The 16,445-nt window shown below is 42.0% G+C and carries 10 protein-coding genes; 5 read left to right on the forward strand and 5 right to left on the reverse strand.

Features of this window, described 5'->3' with window-relative positions; translation table 11 throughout:
- Positions 1-11: 11 nt before the first annotated feature.
- Entirely contained in the window at positions 12-875 is an 864-nt protein-coding gene (locus tag ACRRS1_RS13160) for a PEP-CTERM/exosortase system-associated acyltransferase (RefSeq protein ID WP_432452715.1), read from the reverse strand.
- Positions 876-1,199: 324 nt separating this feature from the next.
- Positions 1,200-2,186: a catabolite repressor/activator gene (gene cra, locus ACRRS1_RS13165; RefSeq protein ID WP_432452714.1), complete on the reverse strand. Its 987-nt coding sequence runs from the start codon at positions 2,184-2,186 to the stop codon at positions 1,200-1,202.
- 256 nt (positions 2,187-2,442) lie between these two features.
- Between cra and fruB the strand changes: the two genes are divergently transcribed.
- Genes fruB through fruA form a run of 3 tightly spaced genes read left to right on the forward strand, consistent with a single transcriptional unit; the run spans position 2,443 to position 6,281 of the window.
- Positions 2,443-3,582 (forward strand): fused PTS fructose transporter subunit IIA/HPr protein, encoded by a 1,140-nt coding sequence (fruB, locus tag ACRRS1_RS13170; RefSeq protein WP_432452713.1) that lies wholly within the window; start codon positions 2,443-2,445, stop codon positions 3,580-3,582.
- Between the two features lies 1 nt (position 3,583).
- Positions 3,584-4,525, forward strand: coding sequence for a 1-phosphofructokinase (gene pfkB / locus ACRRS1_RS13175; protein ID WP_432467638.1), 942 nt, complete (start codon positions 3,584-3,586; stop codon positions 4,523-4,525).
- 19 nt (positions 4,526-4,544) lie between these two features.
- Positions 4,545-6,281 (forward strand): PTS fructose transporter subunit IIBC, encoded by a 1,737-nt coding sequence (gene fruA / locus ACRRS1_RS13180; protein WP_432452710.1) that lies wholly within the window; start codon positions 4,545-4,547, stop codon positions 6,279-6,281.
- 798 nt (positions 6,282-7,079) lie between these two features.
- On the opposite strand, the gene ACRRS1_RS13185 is transcribed toward fruA, so the two are convergent.
- Positions 7,080-8,708, reverse strand: a complete 1,629-nt coding sequence (locus ACRRS1_RS13185; RefSeq protein WP_432452709.1) for a methyl-accepting chemotaxis protein — start codon at positions 8,706-8,708, stop codon at positions 7,080-7,082.
- A gap of 856 nt (positions 8,709-9,564) precedes the next feature.
- Here ACRRS1_RS13185 and ACRRS1_RS13190 point away from each other — a divergent pair.
- Entirely contained in the window at positions 9,565-10,971 is a 1,407-nt protein-coding gene (locus ACRRS1_RS13190; protein ID WP_432463396.1) for a glycoside hydrolase family 1 protein, read from the forward strand.
- Between the two features lie 189 nt (positions 10,972-11,160).
- Here ACRRS1_RS13190 and ACRRS1_RS13195 read toward each other — a convergent pair whose 3' ends face one another.
- Both ACRRS1_RS13195 and ACRRS1_RS13200 read right to left on the reverse strand, forming a co-directional pair.
- A complete protein-coding gene (locus ACRRS1_RS13195) occupies positions 11,161-11,700 on the reverse strand; it encodes a hypothetical protein (RefSeq protein ID WP_432459590.1) in 540 nt (179 codons plus the stop codon).
- A gap of 145 nt (positions 11,701-11,845) precedes the next feature.
- Complete coding sequence (locus ACRRS1_RS13200; RefSeq protein ID WP_432452706.1) at positions 11,846-13,531, reverse strand: sodium:solute symporter family protein; 1,686 nt, start codon at positions 13,529-13,531, stop codon at positions 11,846-11,848.
- A 985-nt stretch (positions 13,532-14,516) separates the two neighbouring features.
- Between ACRRS1_RS13200 and ACRRS1_RS13205 the strand changes: the two genes are divergently transcribed.
- Positions 14,517-16,439 (forward strand): PrkA family serine protein kinase, encoded by a 1,923-nt coding sequence (locus tag ACRRS1_RS13205; protein WP_432452705.1) that lies wholly within the window; start codon positions 14,517-14,519, stop codon positions 16,437-16,439.
- The last annotated feature ends 6 nt before the right edge of the window (positions 16,440-16,445 follow it).

Here is a 16,445-nt window from a genome sequence, read left to right on the forward strand (position 1 = left end):
AGGGACTCACATTAGCGGTCGTTACGAAATAAAAGCCTTTCTTGAGCATCCATAATCCTTGTCATGGAAAGAGATTGCAGGACTTCTCTTTCAATCATGTCCATTAGAGGCTGGAGAGTAATTGGCAAGTCACTCCGTATCTTTTCCGCGGTAATATAATACGGCGCGCGCTGGCCATGGTATTCAACCACAGGTCCTATCTGTTGAAATTTAATGCCAAGTAAAGCCGTACTTCGAGCAAGACGAGGCTCCATCATGACATAAGCGTGCCGAACATGTTGTTGCTCAGCTAACACTGTTGCCGCTAAATACATGCTAGCCGTGATAAAAGGAAAACAACGTAATTCTTCTTCATACAATTCAGCAACGTTAATCCCGCCAATAGCTGAATCTTGAAACTTATCAGCCTTACGACGTCTAAAGGTTGAACGTAAGGCTAACCTTGATATTTCACAGATGTCTGCTCGGTCAAAGTTATCAGGATGCAACTTTTCATCTGTGATGGCACCTCGACAATACTTTTCTAGTGGTAACAATTGTGAACCAGAAGGGGCCACGACTCTCACCGTACTTGCATAACTATTGGAAGACAAATGACGAACTAAACAGTAATCAGAATATTCATCAAATTCGTCCCGCTCTTGCTTTAAGGCATTGACCGGCTCAAAATTTAGTTCCTCACAGTAAACATCATGACGCAAACGATAAACTTGGTGCACATCTTCATCATTCAGCGCCACCATCGGCTTAAAGTAATTTTCGTAATGCCTGGCTATCTCAACGGCTTTTTTCTTCGCCATTTGCCGAGTCGCATTATTGCTGGGTAAACCGACGACTTTTCCTTTTATACTGGTCGCTAATATATTTTCTTTCAATGGCTAAATCCTTACTCCATTAAGTGATTTATGGTTTAAATAATTCAAACGCTTAGACATTGATACTACCTTACTGAATTGATGTATAGTTTTTTTTGACAACCAATAGGCTCAACTCAAATCGCTTCATCAATTGTTAAAAAACATAATAAATTGAACTTAATGTCAAGATAGGAACATCTGGTGAAGCACAGCCAATCTTTTAAAATGACTTTCCGGTGCTAACTTGAATCAAAAGAAAAAAGAACCGCTATTCGTCAACTAATCGACAACATCGCTTAATTGGAGTAACGGCTGGGGCGCAAATGAGAAAGGAGTGTTGGACTAGCTGCGTTTAACTAACTTGCGAGGAACGACTTCCACACCAGTTTGGTATTTCCCGCTGACCGCAGCAAAAGCCAGATATAAGATCTTTTCTGCAATGAGTTCGAGTTGTTGCGGCAACGATTGCACGCTAATGGTTAACATATCAAGTAAGGCGTGGTCACCAAAAGTCGCTAACTTAACCTTACTCGACAGTTCTGGATGGCTCACTAATACGTCCATCACACCTTCAAATAAAATATAAGACGTTGTCACAATGCCTTCCGGTAATTGACCCTCTGCTAACCAACGATTAATAATACTTCGGCCCTGTTCTCTGCTAAAACGATCACCATAACAGATCTGACTATCAACCTGAGGCTCGCTCTTAGTAATGGCAGCCAGAAAGCCCTGTTCCCGCTCTTTAGAAACGATTAAATCATACGATGCAGCCACTAAACCAACACTGTGACATCCTAATTCAATCAACGACCGAGTTAACGCTGCAGCACCGTCAAAATCTTCACTAATCACACTACAAAAGTGTTCATCGTTGAACATCCGGTCAACAGCAATAACTGGGACCCCTTGATTTTGTACGCTTAAGTAAAAATCATCAGAAGCGGGTAAACAGCTTGCGACAATCAGCACATCAATTCGCCGTCCAATCAAACTGCTCACCACAAGCCGTTCGTTATCTGCACTATCATCGCTACAACAAATAATAAAATGATAGCCTTGCTTTCGGGCATCTCGTTCAAGCAACTTAGCGAGTTTAGCGTAACTGCTGTTTTCCAAGTCAGGAACAATTAAACCGAAGGTTTTACTCGCCCCCCCTCTGAGTAGGCTCGCGGCATGGTTAGGCTGATAATCATGTTGCCGAACAATATCAAGTACCCGTTGTTGTGTCTTTAAACTAATCCGGTACTTATCTGCCTTACCATTAATGACGTAACTCGCCGTCGTTTTGGATACCCCTGCCAACGAAGCTATTTCATCTAGTTTCACACGTTTACCCTTTACCAATTTGCGAATAAAAAAGGATCGAGCGTGATCTTGATCTCTTTTTGTTAACAAATACTTTGAGAATAATTGCAACTCTAGCTGAATCGATTCAGTATGTCACCATTAGTTTGAATATAGCTCAATTAGCCAGTTCAAACTTTTTTTTAAAACAATGGGCTGAATCGGTTCAGCTGATTAGCTTGCTAACCTATACTAAGTAGACTAACTAGTAAGTACCAAGATCATAGGAGTGATTCTGATGTTAACGCTTTCCCTAGAAAATATATGCCTTAATCAACAGGCGCAAGATAAGCAAGCAGCGATAAAAAAAATCGCAGCTGCGCTACAAGCAGAAGGCTTTATTCAAGCCAAATATGTCGAAGGCATGTTACAACGTGAGCAAGTTAACTCTACTTATTTAGGTAATGGTATTGCCATTCCGCATGGCACCACCGATACCCGTGACCAAGTCATCCAAACTGGTGTCTCGGTGCATCACTTTCCCGAAGGTGTTGACTGGGGGGATGGCAACATCGTTTATTTGGCCATTGGTATTGCTGCTAAGTCAGGTGAACACCTGATGATCCTAAAGCAGCTTACCAAAGTGCTTTCGGTGGATGGGGCAGAAGAGCTAATCAAGAATGCTAAAGACAGTAGCACCATTATGAATCTAATTAATGGTGATACCCAGTTAGAAATTGAATTTGATGCCTCACTCATCTTAGAAGATTTTCCAGTCCAAAGCATGGTACAGCTCAATGCCGTTGCCGCCGGCACTCTTAAAAATAAAGATTTATTAAACCAACAAGGTATTGCGACTAGCCTTGAACAAGCAGCGACCTACTTAGGTAACGGATATTGGCTGAACTGTGTTGCCAAAGGAGCGTTACGCAGTGGTATATGTGTCATCAAGGTACAAGAGCAATTCCAACATCATAATAAACCAGTAAATGGCTTAATCATGATCAGCGCCGCCAATGCCTGCTATCTACCAGCACTCAAATTTTTAGGTCAACAAGTCTATCAAGATCAATTAGCTGCTGTCGCAAAACTAAGTAAAGTCGAACTCATCACCAGCCTTACCGAAAATAAACTTGCCGGAGCCAATCCAGCGCAAAGTGATGGAAATGTTGCGATATTCCAAATCGTTAACCCACACGGTTTACACGCTCGTCCCGGCGCGTTACTCGTGGCAGAAGCAAAAAAATTCAAATCCAATATCACGGTGGTGAACGTCGATAGCGAAGCGCCAGCAGTCAATGCTAAAAGTCTAATGAAAGTAATGACCCTTGGCGTTAAATATCAAAGTAAATTGCAGTTCACTGCCGAAGGTGAAGATGCTCAAGAAGCATTAAAAGCCATTGGCGAAGCTATCGCGGCAGGCTTAGGAGAACTCTAAAATGAGTCAAGCTAAAGCAGTGTTATGTATCACCCTTAACCCAGCATTAGACCTGACGGGTTCATTAGAGAACATGACCGTCGGCAGTGTCAATAATGTCACTGAAGCAAATCTGCACCCTGCGGGTAAAGGCGTAAATGTAGCGAAAGTACTTGCAGACCTAGGCGCACAAGTCTGTGTTAGCGGATTTTTAGGGAAAGATAATGCCGCAGCTTTCGAATGCTTATTCGAACAAAGCCAGATCCGCGACGAGTTTATTCGAGTCGCCGGTGAAACGCGTACCAATGTTAAAATGGTTGAAGCAAGTGGCCAAGTCACAGACTTAAACTTTCCAGGTTTTAGTGTGGATGCAGCGGATCTATTAGCTTTTGAGCAATCACTTGAGCAACTATGTGAACAATATTCTCATGTAGTATTTGCGGGAAGTTTAACCAAGGGCATAGAACTCAGCGATTTTGAAGCGTGGATTAATCTCGCCAAAAGCAAGGGATGTACGGTCTTAATTGATACCTCAGGGGCTGCACTGAATACAGCCATTGCCACCGCTCCCAACATGGTAAAACCAAACCAAGATGAGTTAGAAGACTGGTGTGGAACAGCATTAAACAGTATTGATAAACTAAAAGAAAAAGGCCAAGAACTTGCTGATTTAGGGATTGAGCACGTGCTGATTTCTCGCGGCGAACATGGCTCATTATGGCTTAACCAAAACCACTGGATGCAAGCCACGCCTCCATCAATGAATGTAGTCAGTACCGTAGGAGCAGGCGATACTTTTGTTGCCAGTTTCTGCTGGGGCTTACTCAATCAATCCAGCGCGAAAGAATTACTTCGCTTCGCCAGTGCCATGTCGTCTCTCGCGGTCAGTCAAACGAACGTTGGTTTGCCTAGCCAAGAAGCATTGGACTCGGTTCTGCAACAAACTACTATTACGCAAATGTAAACAGACCAAGGAATTGTATATGAATACCATTATTGTGACCGCATGCCCCAGTGGCATTGCAAATAGCATAATTACAGCCGGTCTACTCGAGCAAGCCACGAGAGAGAAAGGTTGGAAAAGTGTAATTGAATGCCACTCAACGGTTCAAGATTGCCAGCGCTTAGCTCCGGCAGATATTGATAGTGCAGAATTAGTGATCATTGTTGCTGACCCGCAGTGTTACGCTGATTTAGACTTGGCGCGTTTCAATAACAAAAATGCTTATCTAGCGTCAGCAAGCGAAGTCATCGATAACCCTAAAGAATTCTTGAGTGCAGCACAAAGCAGAGCAACCGCTTTTGTTGCACCTAAAATAGAAGCACAGGCACCCGCGGCATCAAGCCAATTGAAAGTGGTTGGTATTACCGCTTGTCCCACTGGTGTTGCACATACTTTCATGGCTGCAGAAGCACTTGAAGACTTTGGTAAGAAGCAAGGTTACCAAGTTAAAATTGAAACTAGAGGTTCAGTTGGTGCAAAGAACCAACTTAGCGAAGCTGAAATAGCTGAAGCTGATTTAGTTATTATCGCGGCCGATATTGAAGTTGATTTAGCGCGCTTTGACGGTAAAAAGTTACATAAAACGTCAACCGGAATCGCCCTGAAAAAAACCAAAGACTGCTATGCTACAGCCATCGCTGACGCTAAAGTTTACCAGCACTCAGCAAAATCAAGTAGCTCTGAAGGGGCTGCTAAAGCTGAAAAAACCGGTGCCTACAAACACTTGATGACGGGTGTATCACATATGCTACCGGTTGTGGTAGCTGGTGGTCTTTGTATTGCGCTTTCGTTTATATTTGGTATCGAAGCATTTAAAGAAGAAGGCACCTTAGCCGCAGCCCTAATGACCATTGGTGGCGGTTCTGCTTTTGCATTAATGATCCCTGTATTAGCTGGTTATATCGCCTACTCAATTGCGGATAGACCCGGTTTAGCCCCTGGTTTAGTCGGTGGTATGTTAGCAAGTTCAACTGGCGCCGGTTTCTTAGGTGGTATTTTAGCTGGTTTCATTGCGGGTTATTTAGCGAAATGGCTCATCGAAAATATTAAATTGCCAAATTCGATGGAAGCACTCAAACCCATTTTGATTGTCCCCTTCCTTGCGACCTTAGCGGTTGGCCTTATCATGATCTACGTGATTGGTAGCCCAGTAGCAGCAGCAATGACCAGTTTGACTGATTTCTTGAACAACATGGGTTCAACTAATGCGGTATTACTCGGTATCATATTAGGTGCAATGATGTGCTTCGACTTAGGTGGCCCAGTCAACAAAGCGGCATACACCTTTGGTGTAGGTCTATTGTCAACTCAAACCTACGGTCCTATGGCTGCCATCATGGCAGCGGGTATGGTTCCAGCCTTAGGCATGGGTTTAGCCACCTTCCTTGCACGTAATAAATTTATTGAAAGTGAGCGAGAAGCAGGCAAAGCCTCATTTGTACTTGGCCTATGTTTCATCTCTGAAGGTGCTATTCCATTCGCAGCGAAAGATCCAATGCGAGTGATTCCAGCATGTATGATCGGCGGAGCGGTAACTGGTGCCTTATCGATGTTATTCGGTGCGCAACTATTAGCGCCTCATGGCGGATTATTTGTACTCTTTATTCCAAATGCTATTTCACCCGTATTTCTTTACCTAGCTGCTATTGCGGTCGGTACAGCAATTACCGGTTTCGGATACGCGTTTGTTAAAAAATCGGATACGGCAATCAGCTAATTCTAATTCAACATGATTAGAATCACTGAGTGAAATCTTAAAAACGGAAACCCACATTGGTTTCCGTTTTTTTATGCTTCTTACAACACTTCATATGACAATTCCCATTAACACTAAATCCAGCAGCTAATAGGCATCAAACCGTTAGCAATAGCTCTGGTATTAAGACAGGCGTATCGAAACAACTTCTGGGGCTAGTATTATTTTACCTCAGCGATGAGGTATGACTTTGTTACGATAACTTTTAATCGAGTGTAGCTTGAACCACGATAGATAATAACATCGTGATTTAAGCACCTAACGAACCCGTTCTGCGCAAATCATCACTGTATTAAGCAAAACGAATAGCGAAAATTACCTGGAAATTTCAGCTGGAAGTGTAGAGGAAAATTAGCACTCTTGGCTTTTTAAAAGAGAAATTGCTTCGGTAGACTTGACTGCCTTACAAGGTCTCACATGACCCGAACTCGGAATACTGAGCCCGTGAAGCGTGATAACCAGCAAATTCTATTCGTTATTTTTTCATCCGTGTATTTAAAGCCGACGCCAGATCAGTTGATAGAAAACAAGCTTAGGTTGAAAAGAATTTAGCTCAAAATAAAGCGAACCAGTTGCTCCAAGGCAGTCACCGTAAAATAGCTTAAGGTCTGAGCGACGACAACTGATAATGAGACCAATCATGACTAAAGATATGAAAGGTCTCGAGCCTCAACTGATTACGTAGTATGAGCTACTACATATGAGCCAGCGTGACGCTCCGCCTCTAAAACGCCTTAAATTGCAAAACAACGGTATCGCTTAACCACTGACCTTGAACCGGTTCATTTGCTGGCTTAACAAATTCGCTAATTCTAATGCGGAGTGGGCGTCTGCTTGTGACTCCGTCGAATTTTCTAAGTTTAGTTTAGTTTTATCTGCTAATTCTGTGAGGTTACGGTTAATATCTTCGGTCACATGGCTCTGCTGCTCTGTCGATGCAGCTGTAGAAGCAGATACCTCTGACACCTTAGACGTTGACTCAAGGATTTGCGTTAATGCTTGCTGGGTTTGTCCAGCAAGTTCAACCGTACCTTCAGCGTCAACCGCGCCCTTATTAATTGCTTCAACCGCTTGAGTCACGCCACTTTGCAAGGCTTCTATCATTTTTTGAATATCTTCAGTGGATTGTTGCGTTTTACTCGCCAAGCTTCTGACTTCGTCAGCGACCACCGCAAAACCTCTTCCTTGTTCTCCCGCTCGCGCAGCTTCAATCGCGGCATTCAGTGCCAACAGGTTAGTTTGCTCGGCAATTCCACGGATAACATCGAGTACCGAAGCAATACGATCAGAATCCTTGGAAAGAAGCTCAACCACATTAGCTGCGTCTTGAACAGATGTTGACAATAAGGTGATATGTTCAACAGATTGTTGAGTAATATTTTGTCCCTGCACTGTTTGCGCATTAACCGTATTAATTTCCTCCGCGGTGTGGCCCGCATTACTGGCCACCTCTCTGATGGCAGCGGCCATTTCTGTTACTGCCGTTGCAATCATTTCCACCGACTGGTTTTGCTCCAAACTCACTTCTGCTGTTTGCTGTGATTTATCATTTAGGCTGCTAATCGATGAACTTAAATCATTGGCCTGTGCTCTCACTGAACTGATCAATCTATCTAACAATTCGACAAATTGATTAAAACTATTCGCTAATCCCGCGATTTCATCGCGACCTTTAACCTCCAATCGTTGCGTCAAATCGCCCTCGCCTTGAGAGATATCCCGAATTCTTGATGTCACCACATTAATCGCGTCAACTAACATTTTAGGGCCAAAATAGGCTAGTAATACCGCCAAAATAACAGAAGAAATCCCCACAAAGCTCAATACATTCATGTTTGTATCTACAGCAACGTCCGAAGCTTGATTAATATCATCAGCAATCGCTTCAGCGGCTTCGGTCGCAACATTGTATAATTCCCGCAAATTTTGAAAATGCTCATAGCTGGCTTTCTGACTTAGAGCTTCCGCATCAGCCAGCTGATTTGCTTTCAGCAATGAGAAGACTTGCAAGCTAGTTTGTTTCCAAAGCTTATACCTTTGGTCAAAGTTCTGAAGCCCTTGATTCGCCTGAGGATAATCAGCTAATAAAGCTTGAAATTTGTGCATTCGATCTTCGGCTTGTTGCGCGTTTTCATTAAAATCATCTAAATATTGAGCAAGCTGATCACTTGACTTCATTGCTTCGAGTTCAGCTACCCGAGCCTGATATAGATCCCGATCAGCGTTAAGTACCGAAGACATAGCCGGGAGAATCTTTCCACCAAGAGCATCTAAACTTTCAGAAGTTTTTACACCCATATTCATACCAATTAGCCCAACAACAACCAGTAAAATGGCATTCACCACAAACACTAATGAGTATTTAAACCTTAAGCTTCCAAAATTCATTTCATTACCCCTTATCCACTCTCTTCCCTAATCTATGCTGAATAATATTTATTATTTTTTAACAAGATTATGATTAAAAGATTTAACTATCATCACATCCAACATCATAAGATAAAATTTGACGCCCACGCCTTACCCTCATTAAACCCTCGCTAATCTACTTCTAAGCATATGGTCATTTTTTAACAGATAAAAAGATGGATAAAATGTAGCTAACTAAATTATAGGCAATAACAAAAAGCTAGGATAAAAAGATAGTTTGATATCAGGATAGTTATCCATGAAAATCATGTGAAAAACCAAAATTTATGTTTAAATCCCTTCATTTTCAACAAACTAGCCTCCTGTATTGTTTGATTAGTTATTTTCAAAATAAACGGCTTAATTCACATTTTTTATTTAAAATAATTAGCATAATTCACTTCGAAACAATGAAGGTTATCCTTTGCATCATTTTAAAAATTAATTTTAGATGTCAAAATTTTAGGTAGAGAACAAACTCAACAATAATCATATTTATCTACAATTGAAATCATCAAAAGAGTCAAGGGAATTAACAGAGTTAATCAAGACATTTACAACTAAAGAAACCTTTCCTTCCGCCAATAAAACGCAACAACCAAGACCTTTTTTACTCGGCGCATGCTAGCTATCAAAGCGCTTCCGTCACCTATACAAAAATCGAAGAGCCTATTTGTGCTTCTCTTTAATTTGTAACGATTATCCGCAAAACCATTCATTAGCCAATCTAATCCATAAGGCGTTTAAATTAGGTTGTACCACTATTTGTTTATTTTTAAATTAGCGTATCTTATCCAGCATTCATGCATACCACCATTTAAGTAGGGAGAGAACCATGGCTTTTCGTTTTCCTGATACATTTCTATGGGGCGGAGCAACCGCAGCTAATCAAATTGAAGGCGCCTATAACGCCGATGGCAAAGGACTGTCAACATCAGACATCCAACCGTATGGCACCTTTGGTGAATTAAAGCCTCGAGTTGAGGGAGACTTCAACATAAAAGACAACGCCATTGATTTTTATCATCGCTATCCCGAAGACATCGCATTGTTTGCCGAGCTTGGTTTCAGCTGTTTTCGCTTATCCATAGCCTGGAGTCGGATCTTCCCCAAAGGCGACGAGCTAGAGCCAAACCAGCAGGGGCTCGAATACTACGACAAAATTTTTGATGAATTAGAAAAACACAACATCACTCCACTGGTAACCCTCTCCCATTATGAAATGCCTTTACATCTCGCTCAGCATTATCAGGGCTGGACCAACCGAAAACTCATTGAGTTCTTTGAACGTTATGCAAGCACTGTTTTCTCTCGATATGGTGATCGGGTTAAACATTGGCTAACCTTCAATGAAATTAATATCACGCTACATGAACCTTTCACTGGAGCCGGCATTCCGCGAGGAACAGATCCACAAAACCTTTATCAGGGGATCCACCATCAACTGGTCGCCAGCGCAAAAGCCGTGAAAGCCTGCCATCAACTGGTCCCCAATGGAAAAATTGGCAATATGATGTTAGGCGCAATTCAATACCCTCTCACCAGCCATCCAGATGATATCTTCGAAGCCTTACAACAAAATCGAGAATGGTTATTTTTTGGCGATGTCCAAAGCCGTGGTTATTACCCAAGCTACATTTGGCGAAAATTCAAACAAATGGGCGTAAAGCTAGACATAACCGAAGCTGATAAAGAAGCCTTAACTGAGACCATTGATTTCATTTCCTTTAGCTACTACATGACGGGATGTGTCAGTGTTCATCAAAGTGATATGGCCTTTACTGATGAAGATATACTCAAAATGGGCTGCAATCCTTATTTGGAATCTTCAGACTGGGGTTGGCAAATTGACCCCAAAGGGCTCCGCATCGTGCTAAACCTCCTCTATGACCGCTATCAAAAACCTCTATTCATTGTCGAAAATGGACTTGGCGCAGTTGATACGGTCAATGAAAATGGACAGATAGAAGACGACTATCGAATAGACTACTTAAACGACCACTTATATCAGGTGGGTGAAGCCTTACAGGACGGCGTGGAGATCATGGGTTACACCAGCTGGGCTCCAATTGACTTGGTGAGTGCCTCAACCGCACAAATGTCTAAACGTTATGGTTATATCTATGTCGATAGTGATGACCAAGGGCAAGGGAGTCTATTGAGAAAGCGCAAAAAAAGTTTCTTTTGGTATCAAGATGTAATCCAATCGAAAGGAGAAAACCTTACTCCCCCAACAAAATAACAAGCAAATCATCGCTTCAATGTGAGTCGCACTCACCATCACTCTATATAAACGACGCCAGATAATTATGACGTCGTTTTTTTTATTCACTGACTTGAGAAGCAGCATTCAGCAAACCAGTGACATCACACCCGAAGGACCTCTGCCGCTCAAGAGCTAAGTTTTCCCCAAGCACACTGTTCCAGCAGCCTAATCTTTAAGGGTCAAATCAGCATTTAATTGTTCTGCGGACTCTCCCGCCAAATTGTACAATTCGCGTAACTCAATGAAGTTTTGATAGCCTCGATTCAGACTCAATTGCTCAGCCTTTGTTGATTGACCTGAATCCAACAAGTAAAATACCTCCGAACTACTTTGTTGCCAACGCGCGAAGTACGTTTCAAAAACCTCCAATCCTTGTAAAACTTCAGGAAAATCTCTTAGCAATATCAAAAAATTCAGCATTCCTTGTTTCGCTTGTTGGGCATGCTGATGATGAATATCCACATAATGTTGCTGCTGAGTACTTGCTAATGAAATCGCTTCTAACTCTGCAGTTCTCGCTTGATAAAGATGTCGGTCAGCATTTAAGATCTCCTGCATCGCTGGTAGCAATTTGGCCTCAAGTACATCTATCGACTTGCTATACCGAACGCCGATATGACTGAGGATTAACAACACCATGCTCACAAGCAAAACGTTGATCACCAAAACTAATCCATACTTGAATTTTTTAGCGTCTAAATCCATAGGGTGCAGCTCCTCTCATATTTGATAAGCCAAGTAGCGTCAACAGATAAGCTGAAAGGGGCCTATCCAGCTTGAGTTCGGTTGTTAAACGATAGCTAAATTTATCAAAAATAGACTCAAAACATTGAACCTTATCGTCAACAAACTAAGCTGGCGGTCGCCTTAGTTCCGCAACTAAACTCTGAACCGATTCAGGCGCATCCTGCGTACAATGATGCACCAAGAAAGCCACCGCAAAATTACTTAGCATTCCCAGTGCGCCAATTCCCTCTGGTGAGATCCCAAACCACCAGTACTCTGGAACATTAGCCGTCGGCTCAATAAATTTGAAGTAACTAATATAAGTAAGCGTCAAACTCATCCCAACCAACATACCGCTCAACGCACCCAGCCGATTCATCTTCTTAGAAAATATCCCCATAACCATAGCTGGAAAAATAGAACAGGCAGCTAAACCAAACGCATAAGCAATAACCTCTGCAACCAAAGCTGGTGGATTAACACCCAAATATCCAGCGGTTAAAATTGCCGCGCAAACACTCATTCGCGCCCACTTGAGCTCTTGCTTATCAGTTAAATCAGGTTTGATTATGTGTTTGCCGAGATCATGAGCAATGCTACTTGCAATAACCAGTAATAAACCTGCAGCAGTTGACAAAGAAGCTGCCAAACCTCCCGCTGCTACCAAGGCGATAACCCAATTGGGCAAACTCGCCAGCTCTGGGGAGGCTAATACCACCATATCTTGATTAAGATAAACTTCATTGCGCTCATCACCACTATAGAATAAATGCTCGTCACCATTAACGTCCTGCCATTCAACAAGCCCCGTTTGTAGCCAGTTATTCAACCACTGTGGTTCTTGCGAAACCTCAAGTTGCAGCGGCTTCTGGGGATTAATCGACTCGATGATATTTAACCTGGCAAAAGCAGCTACAGCGGGGATTGCAGTGTAAAGCAGCGCAATGAAAACCAGGGTATATCCCACAGATGAACGGACTTTTTTGACCCCAGAAACGGTAAAAAAACGGGTAATTATATGCGGTAAACCAGCAGTCCCCATCATTAAGGCCAGTGTAACAAAACCAATATCGATCAATGATTTATGACCACTGGTAAACGAAGCAAGACCGAGTTCAAGGGATAAAATATCTAGCCTATCCAGAACATACTGTTCTGGTTGTCCAAGTAAGTGGCTACCTAAACCCATTTGCGGTAGATACTGGCCAGTTAAACTAAATGAGGTGAGAAATGCGGGGACTAAAAAAGCAAAAATAAGTAAGCAGTACTGAGCAACTTGAGTATAAGTCACCCCTCGCATGCCTCCCCATACGGTGTAGATAAACATAATCACCATCCCGAGCAACACGCCAAGATTCATGTTTACATCTAAAAACCGAGAAAACACCAGACCAATACCCCGCATCTGTCCCGCGATATAGATAAATGAAATAAACACAATACAGATAACCGCCACCAGCCGAGCTATACGCGAGTAATAACGTTCGGCGATGAAATCCGCGATCGTTATTTTTGCAAATAGCCGTAGGTAGGGCACTAAACAGAGCGCTAATATGACATAGCCACCGGTCCACCCCATCAAATAAATACCGCCATCATAACCAGCAATAGAGATGAGCCCAGCCAAGGATAAAAACGAAGCCGCAGACATCCAACTGGCCGCCGTAGCAATACCATTAGTGACCGGATGAACCTGCGCACCAGCGAGGTAAAACTCGCGCGTCGTATTGGCCTTAGTCCAAATAGCAATGATCATATAAGAGGTAAAACTACAGCCTATAAATATAAAGACCCAAGTTTGAATACTCATTTTCGCCCAACAAGCCGTGTTCTACACGATGATTTTAAATTGGCAAACATGGTTTGATGTCTCACCAATAAAACACGGCATTCGTTAATAATTTGTTAAAAAATAGAGCTTAATCGAAGGCTTGAAACTTAGACTTTGGTATATTGTAGCTTAGCTTGCCCCATAGACCGCACAACTTGGAATAACAAAAAACACAACTCATTGTTTTTTATATCCAATTTATAAAATATAAGCTAACTAATTCTTTAGTCTAAATGCTTACTTCAACGGTTAATATTGGAGCGCCGCAATGCTTAGAGAAAGGTAAACTACATTTTCTTCTATTTATTTAAGGCATAAAAAAAGCTCTCGCAAAGCAAGAGCGAATGGAAACGTGCTTTTTGTAAACCTTCAACACTACTCCCCTCGATGCAGTGCTCGCCGACCAAAGCTGGAAGGTTTAAGCCACCCCCTAAAAATAACATAGCAAACGCTCATGGCAACATTTTATTTACAATAATTTAACGTTATTTGAGCTATATAACATCGTGACTAAGTGAATCACCCGATCGATTTCATTGTTCACAGCGTATAAAACGTCAGTGAAAGGCACACATGAACTTGTCAAGAAAACGATGAAATTGTTGGTTTAAATTTAGTACAAGGTTTCTCTGGTTCAATCATATATGCAACATCATCCAGTAATATACCTTGCAACACACAAACAATAGGACTTAAATATCGGTTAAATCTTACGCTGTTAGTCGCCGTTGCTTCACCAGCGATGACATCAATAATGGCCGATTAGCTGGACTGTTTTTCATCTTCGTATGGTCTTAGCAGCAAACCTTGGTGCATTGAAACATCAGCGATTTGTTACAAAAAAATGCTTATTTTTTATTAATTTATTTTTGTCATGGTATAAACTTACTTTAACGCTTCATCAAATTTATTGTTTCTAAATACTATCTGTTATCAAGATAGCTTGTTTTAGGGGGCCTAGGCTATGAGTATTTTTGACCACTATCAACAGCGTTACGAGCAAGCTCAGGAAGAAGAGCTCACGCTCAATGAATTCTTAACTCTATGTAAAAATAATCCCAGCACTTACGCCAGCGCAGCAGAGCGTTTACTGATTGCCATTGGCGAACCCCAAATGGTAGATACTTCCAAAGATCCACACCTCAGTCGGTTATTTTCGAATCGAGTAATTGCTCGTTATCCAGCCTTTAAAGAGTTTTACGGCATGGAAGATAGCATTGAGCAAATCGTCTCTTACCTGAAGCACGCCTCTCAGGGATTAGAAGAACGTAAGCAAATACTCTACTTACTCGGTCCTGTTGGCGGGGGTAAGTCATCGCTTGCCGAAAAACTTAAAGCTTTAATGCAGCTCGTTCCCATTTATCGGATTAAAGGTTCTCCAGTAAACGATCATCCTTTCTGTTTATTTGATGCGAATGAAGATGGTGACATTTTACAGCGAGAATACGGGATTAATAAACGCCATTTAAAAACGATTATGTCACCTTGGGCCGCAAAACGCCTTCAGGAATATAACGGTGATATTAGCCAATTCACAGTGGTAAAAAGTTTCCCATCCATCCTTCAACAGGTGGCTATCGCTAAAACCGAACCAGGAGATGAAAATAACCAAGATATCTCATCCTTAGTGGGCAAAGTCGATATTCGTCAACTAGAACACTATGCGCAAAATGATCCCGATGCCTATAGCTTCTCCGGCGCTTTATGTCGAGCCAATCAAGGTTTGATGGAATTTGTTGAAATGTTTAAAGCCCCTATCAAGGTATTACATCCGTTGTTGACAGCAACCCAAGAGGGGAACTTTAATGGTACCGAAGGCCTATCGGCAATTCCATTTGAAGGCATTATCCTCGCTCACTCAAACGAATCAGAATGGCAAAGTTTTAGAAACAACCGCAACAATGAAGCATTTTTAGACCGTGTTTACATTGTGAAAGTGCCCTACTGTTTACGAGTCAGTGAAGAAATAAATATTTATCAAAAACTATTAGATAATAGTGAGTTAAATACCGCTAAATGTGCCCCTAGCACCTTAGAACTGTTAGCCCAGTTTTCAGTCTTATCGCGATTGAATGACCCCGAAAACTCTAGTATTTACTCTAAAATGCGGGTATACAACGGAGAAACTCTGAAAGACACCGATCCGAAAGCGAAGTCTTATCAAGAATACCGGGATTTTGCAGGGGTGAATGAGGGAATGGAAGGTCTATCGACGCGCTTTGCCTTTAAAATTTTGTCGCGCGTATTTAACTTTGACACCACCGAAGTTGCAGCAAATCCAGTCCATTTATTCTATGTCTTAGAACAACAAATTGAACGCGAGCAATTCAGTCAAGAGCTGGCCGATCGCTACCTCGAACATTTAAAAGGCTACTTAATTCCTAAATATGTAGACTTTATTGGCAAAGAAATTCAAACCGCTTATCTCGAATCTTATTCCGAATACGGGCAGAATATTTTTGACCGCTATGTCATTTATGCTGATTTTTGGATCCAAGATCAAGAATATCGAGACCCAGACACCGGACAGTTATTTGACCGAGCAGCCTTAAACGCCGAGCTTGAAAAAATTGAAAAACCCGCAGGGATTAGTAACCCTAAAGACTTCCGTAACGAAATCGTTAACTTTGTATTAAGGGCTCGAGCCAGCAATGATGGCAAAAATCCAAGTTGGACCAGTTATGAAAAACTGCGTACCGTCATTGAGAAAAAAATGTTCTCTAATACCGAGGACTTACTACCCGTTATTTCTTTCAATGCTAAAACCTCCGTTGATGACCAACAAAAACATGACGACTTTGTTGACCGTATGATGGAGAAAGGGTACACCCGGAAGCAAGTACGCTTGTTATCTGAGTGGTATTTACGCGTTCGTAAATCTTCATAGATTTGA

Source organism: Agarivorans sp. Z349TD_8, from assembly GCF_050870825.2.
Lineage (GTDB): Bacteria > Pseudomonadota > Gammaproteobacteria > Enterobacterales > Celerinatantimonadaceae > Agarivorans.

What these genes read in the sequence shown, in the direction of transcription:
- ACRRS1_RS13205 (WP_432452705.1), top strand. Translation starts at nt 14,517, where the DNA reads ATGAGTATTTTTGACCACTATCAACAGCGTTACGAGCAAGCTCAGGAA.
- ACRRS1_RS13185 (WP_432452709.1), bottom strand. Translation starts at nt 8,708, where the DNA reads ATGAATTTTGGAAGCTTAAGGTTTAAATACTCATTAGTGTTTGTGGTG.
- ACRRS1_RS13195 (WP_432459590.1), bottom strand. Translation starts at nt 11,700, where the DNA reads ATGGATTTAGACGCTAAAAAATTCAAGTATGGATTAGTTTTGGTGATC.
- fruA (WP_432452710.1), top strand. Translation starts at nt 4,545, where the DNA reads ATGAATACCATTATTGTGACCGCATGCCCCAGTGGCATTGCAAATAGC.
- ACRRS1_RS13190 (WP_432463396.1), top strand. Translation starts at nt 9,565, where the DNA reads ATGGCTTTTCGTTTTCCTGATACATTTCTATGGGGCGGAGCAACCGCA.
- fruB (WP_432452713.1), top strand. Translation starts at nt 2,443, where the DNA reads ATGTTAACGCTTTCCCTAGAAAATATATGCCTTAATCAACAGGCGCAA.
- ACRRS1_RS13200 (WP_432452706.1), bottom strand. Translation starts at nt 13,531, where the DNA reads ATGAGTATTCAAACTTGGGTCTTTATATTTATAGGCTGTAGTTTTACC.
- pfkB (WP_432467638.1), top strand. Translation starts at nt 3,584, where the DNA reads ATGAGTCAAGCTAAAGCAGTGTTATGTATCACCCTTAACCCAGCATTA.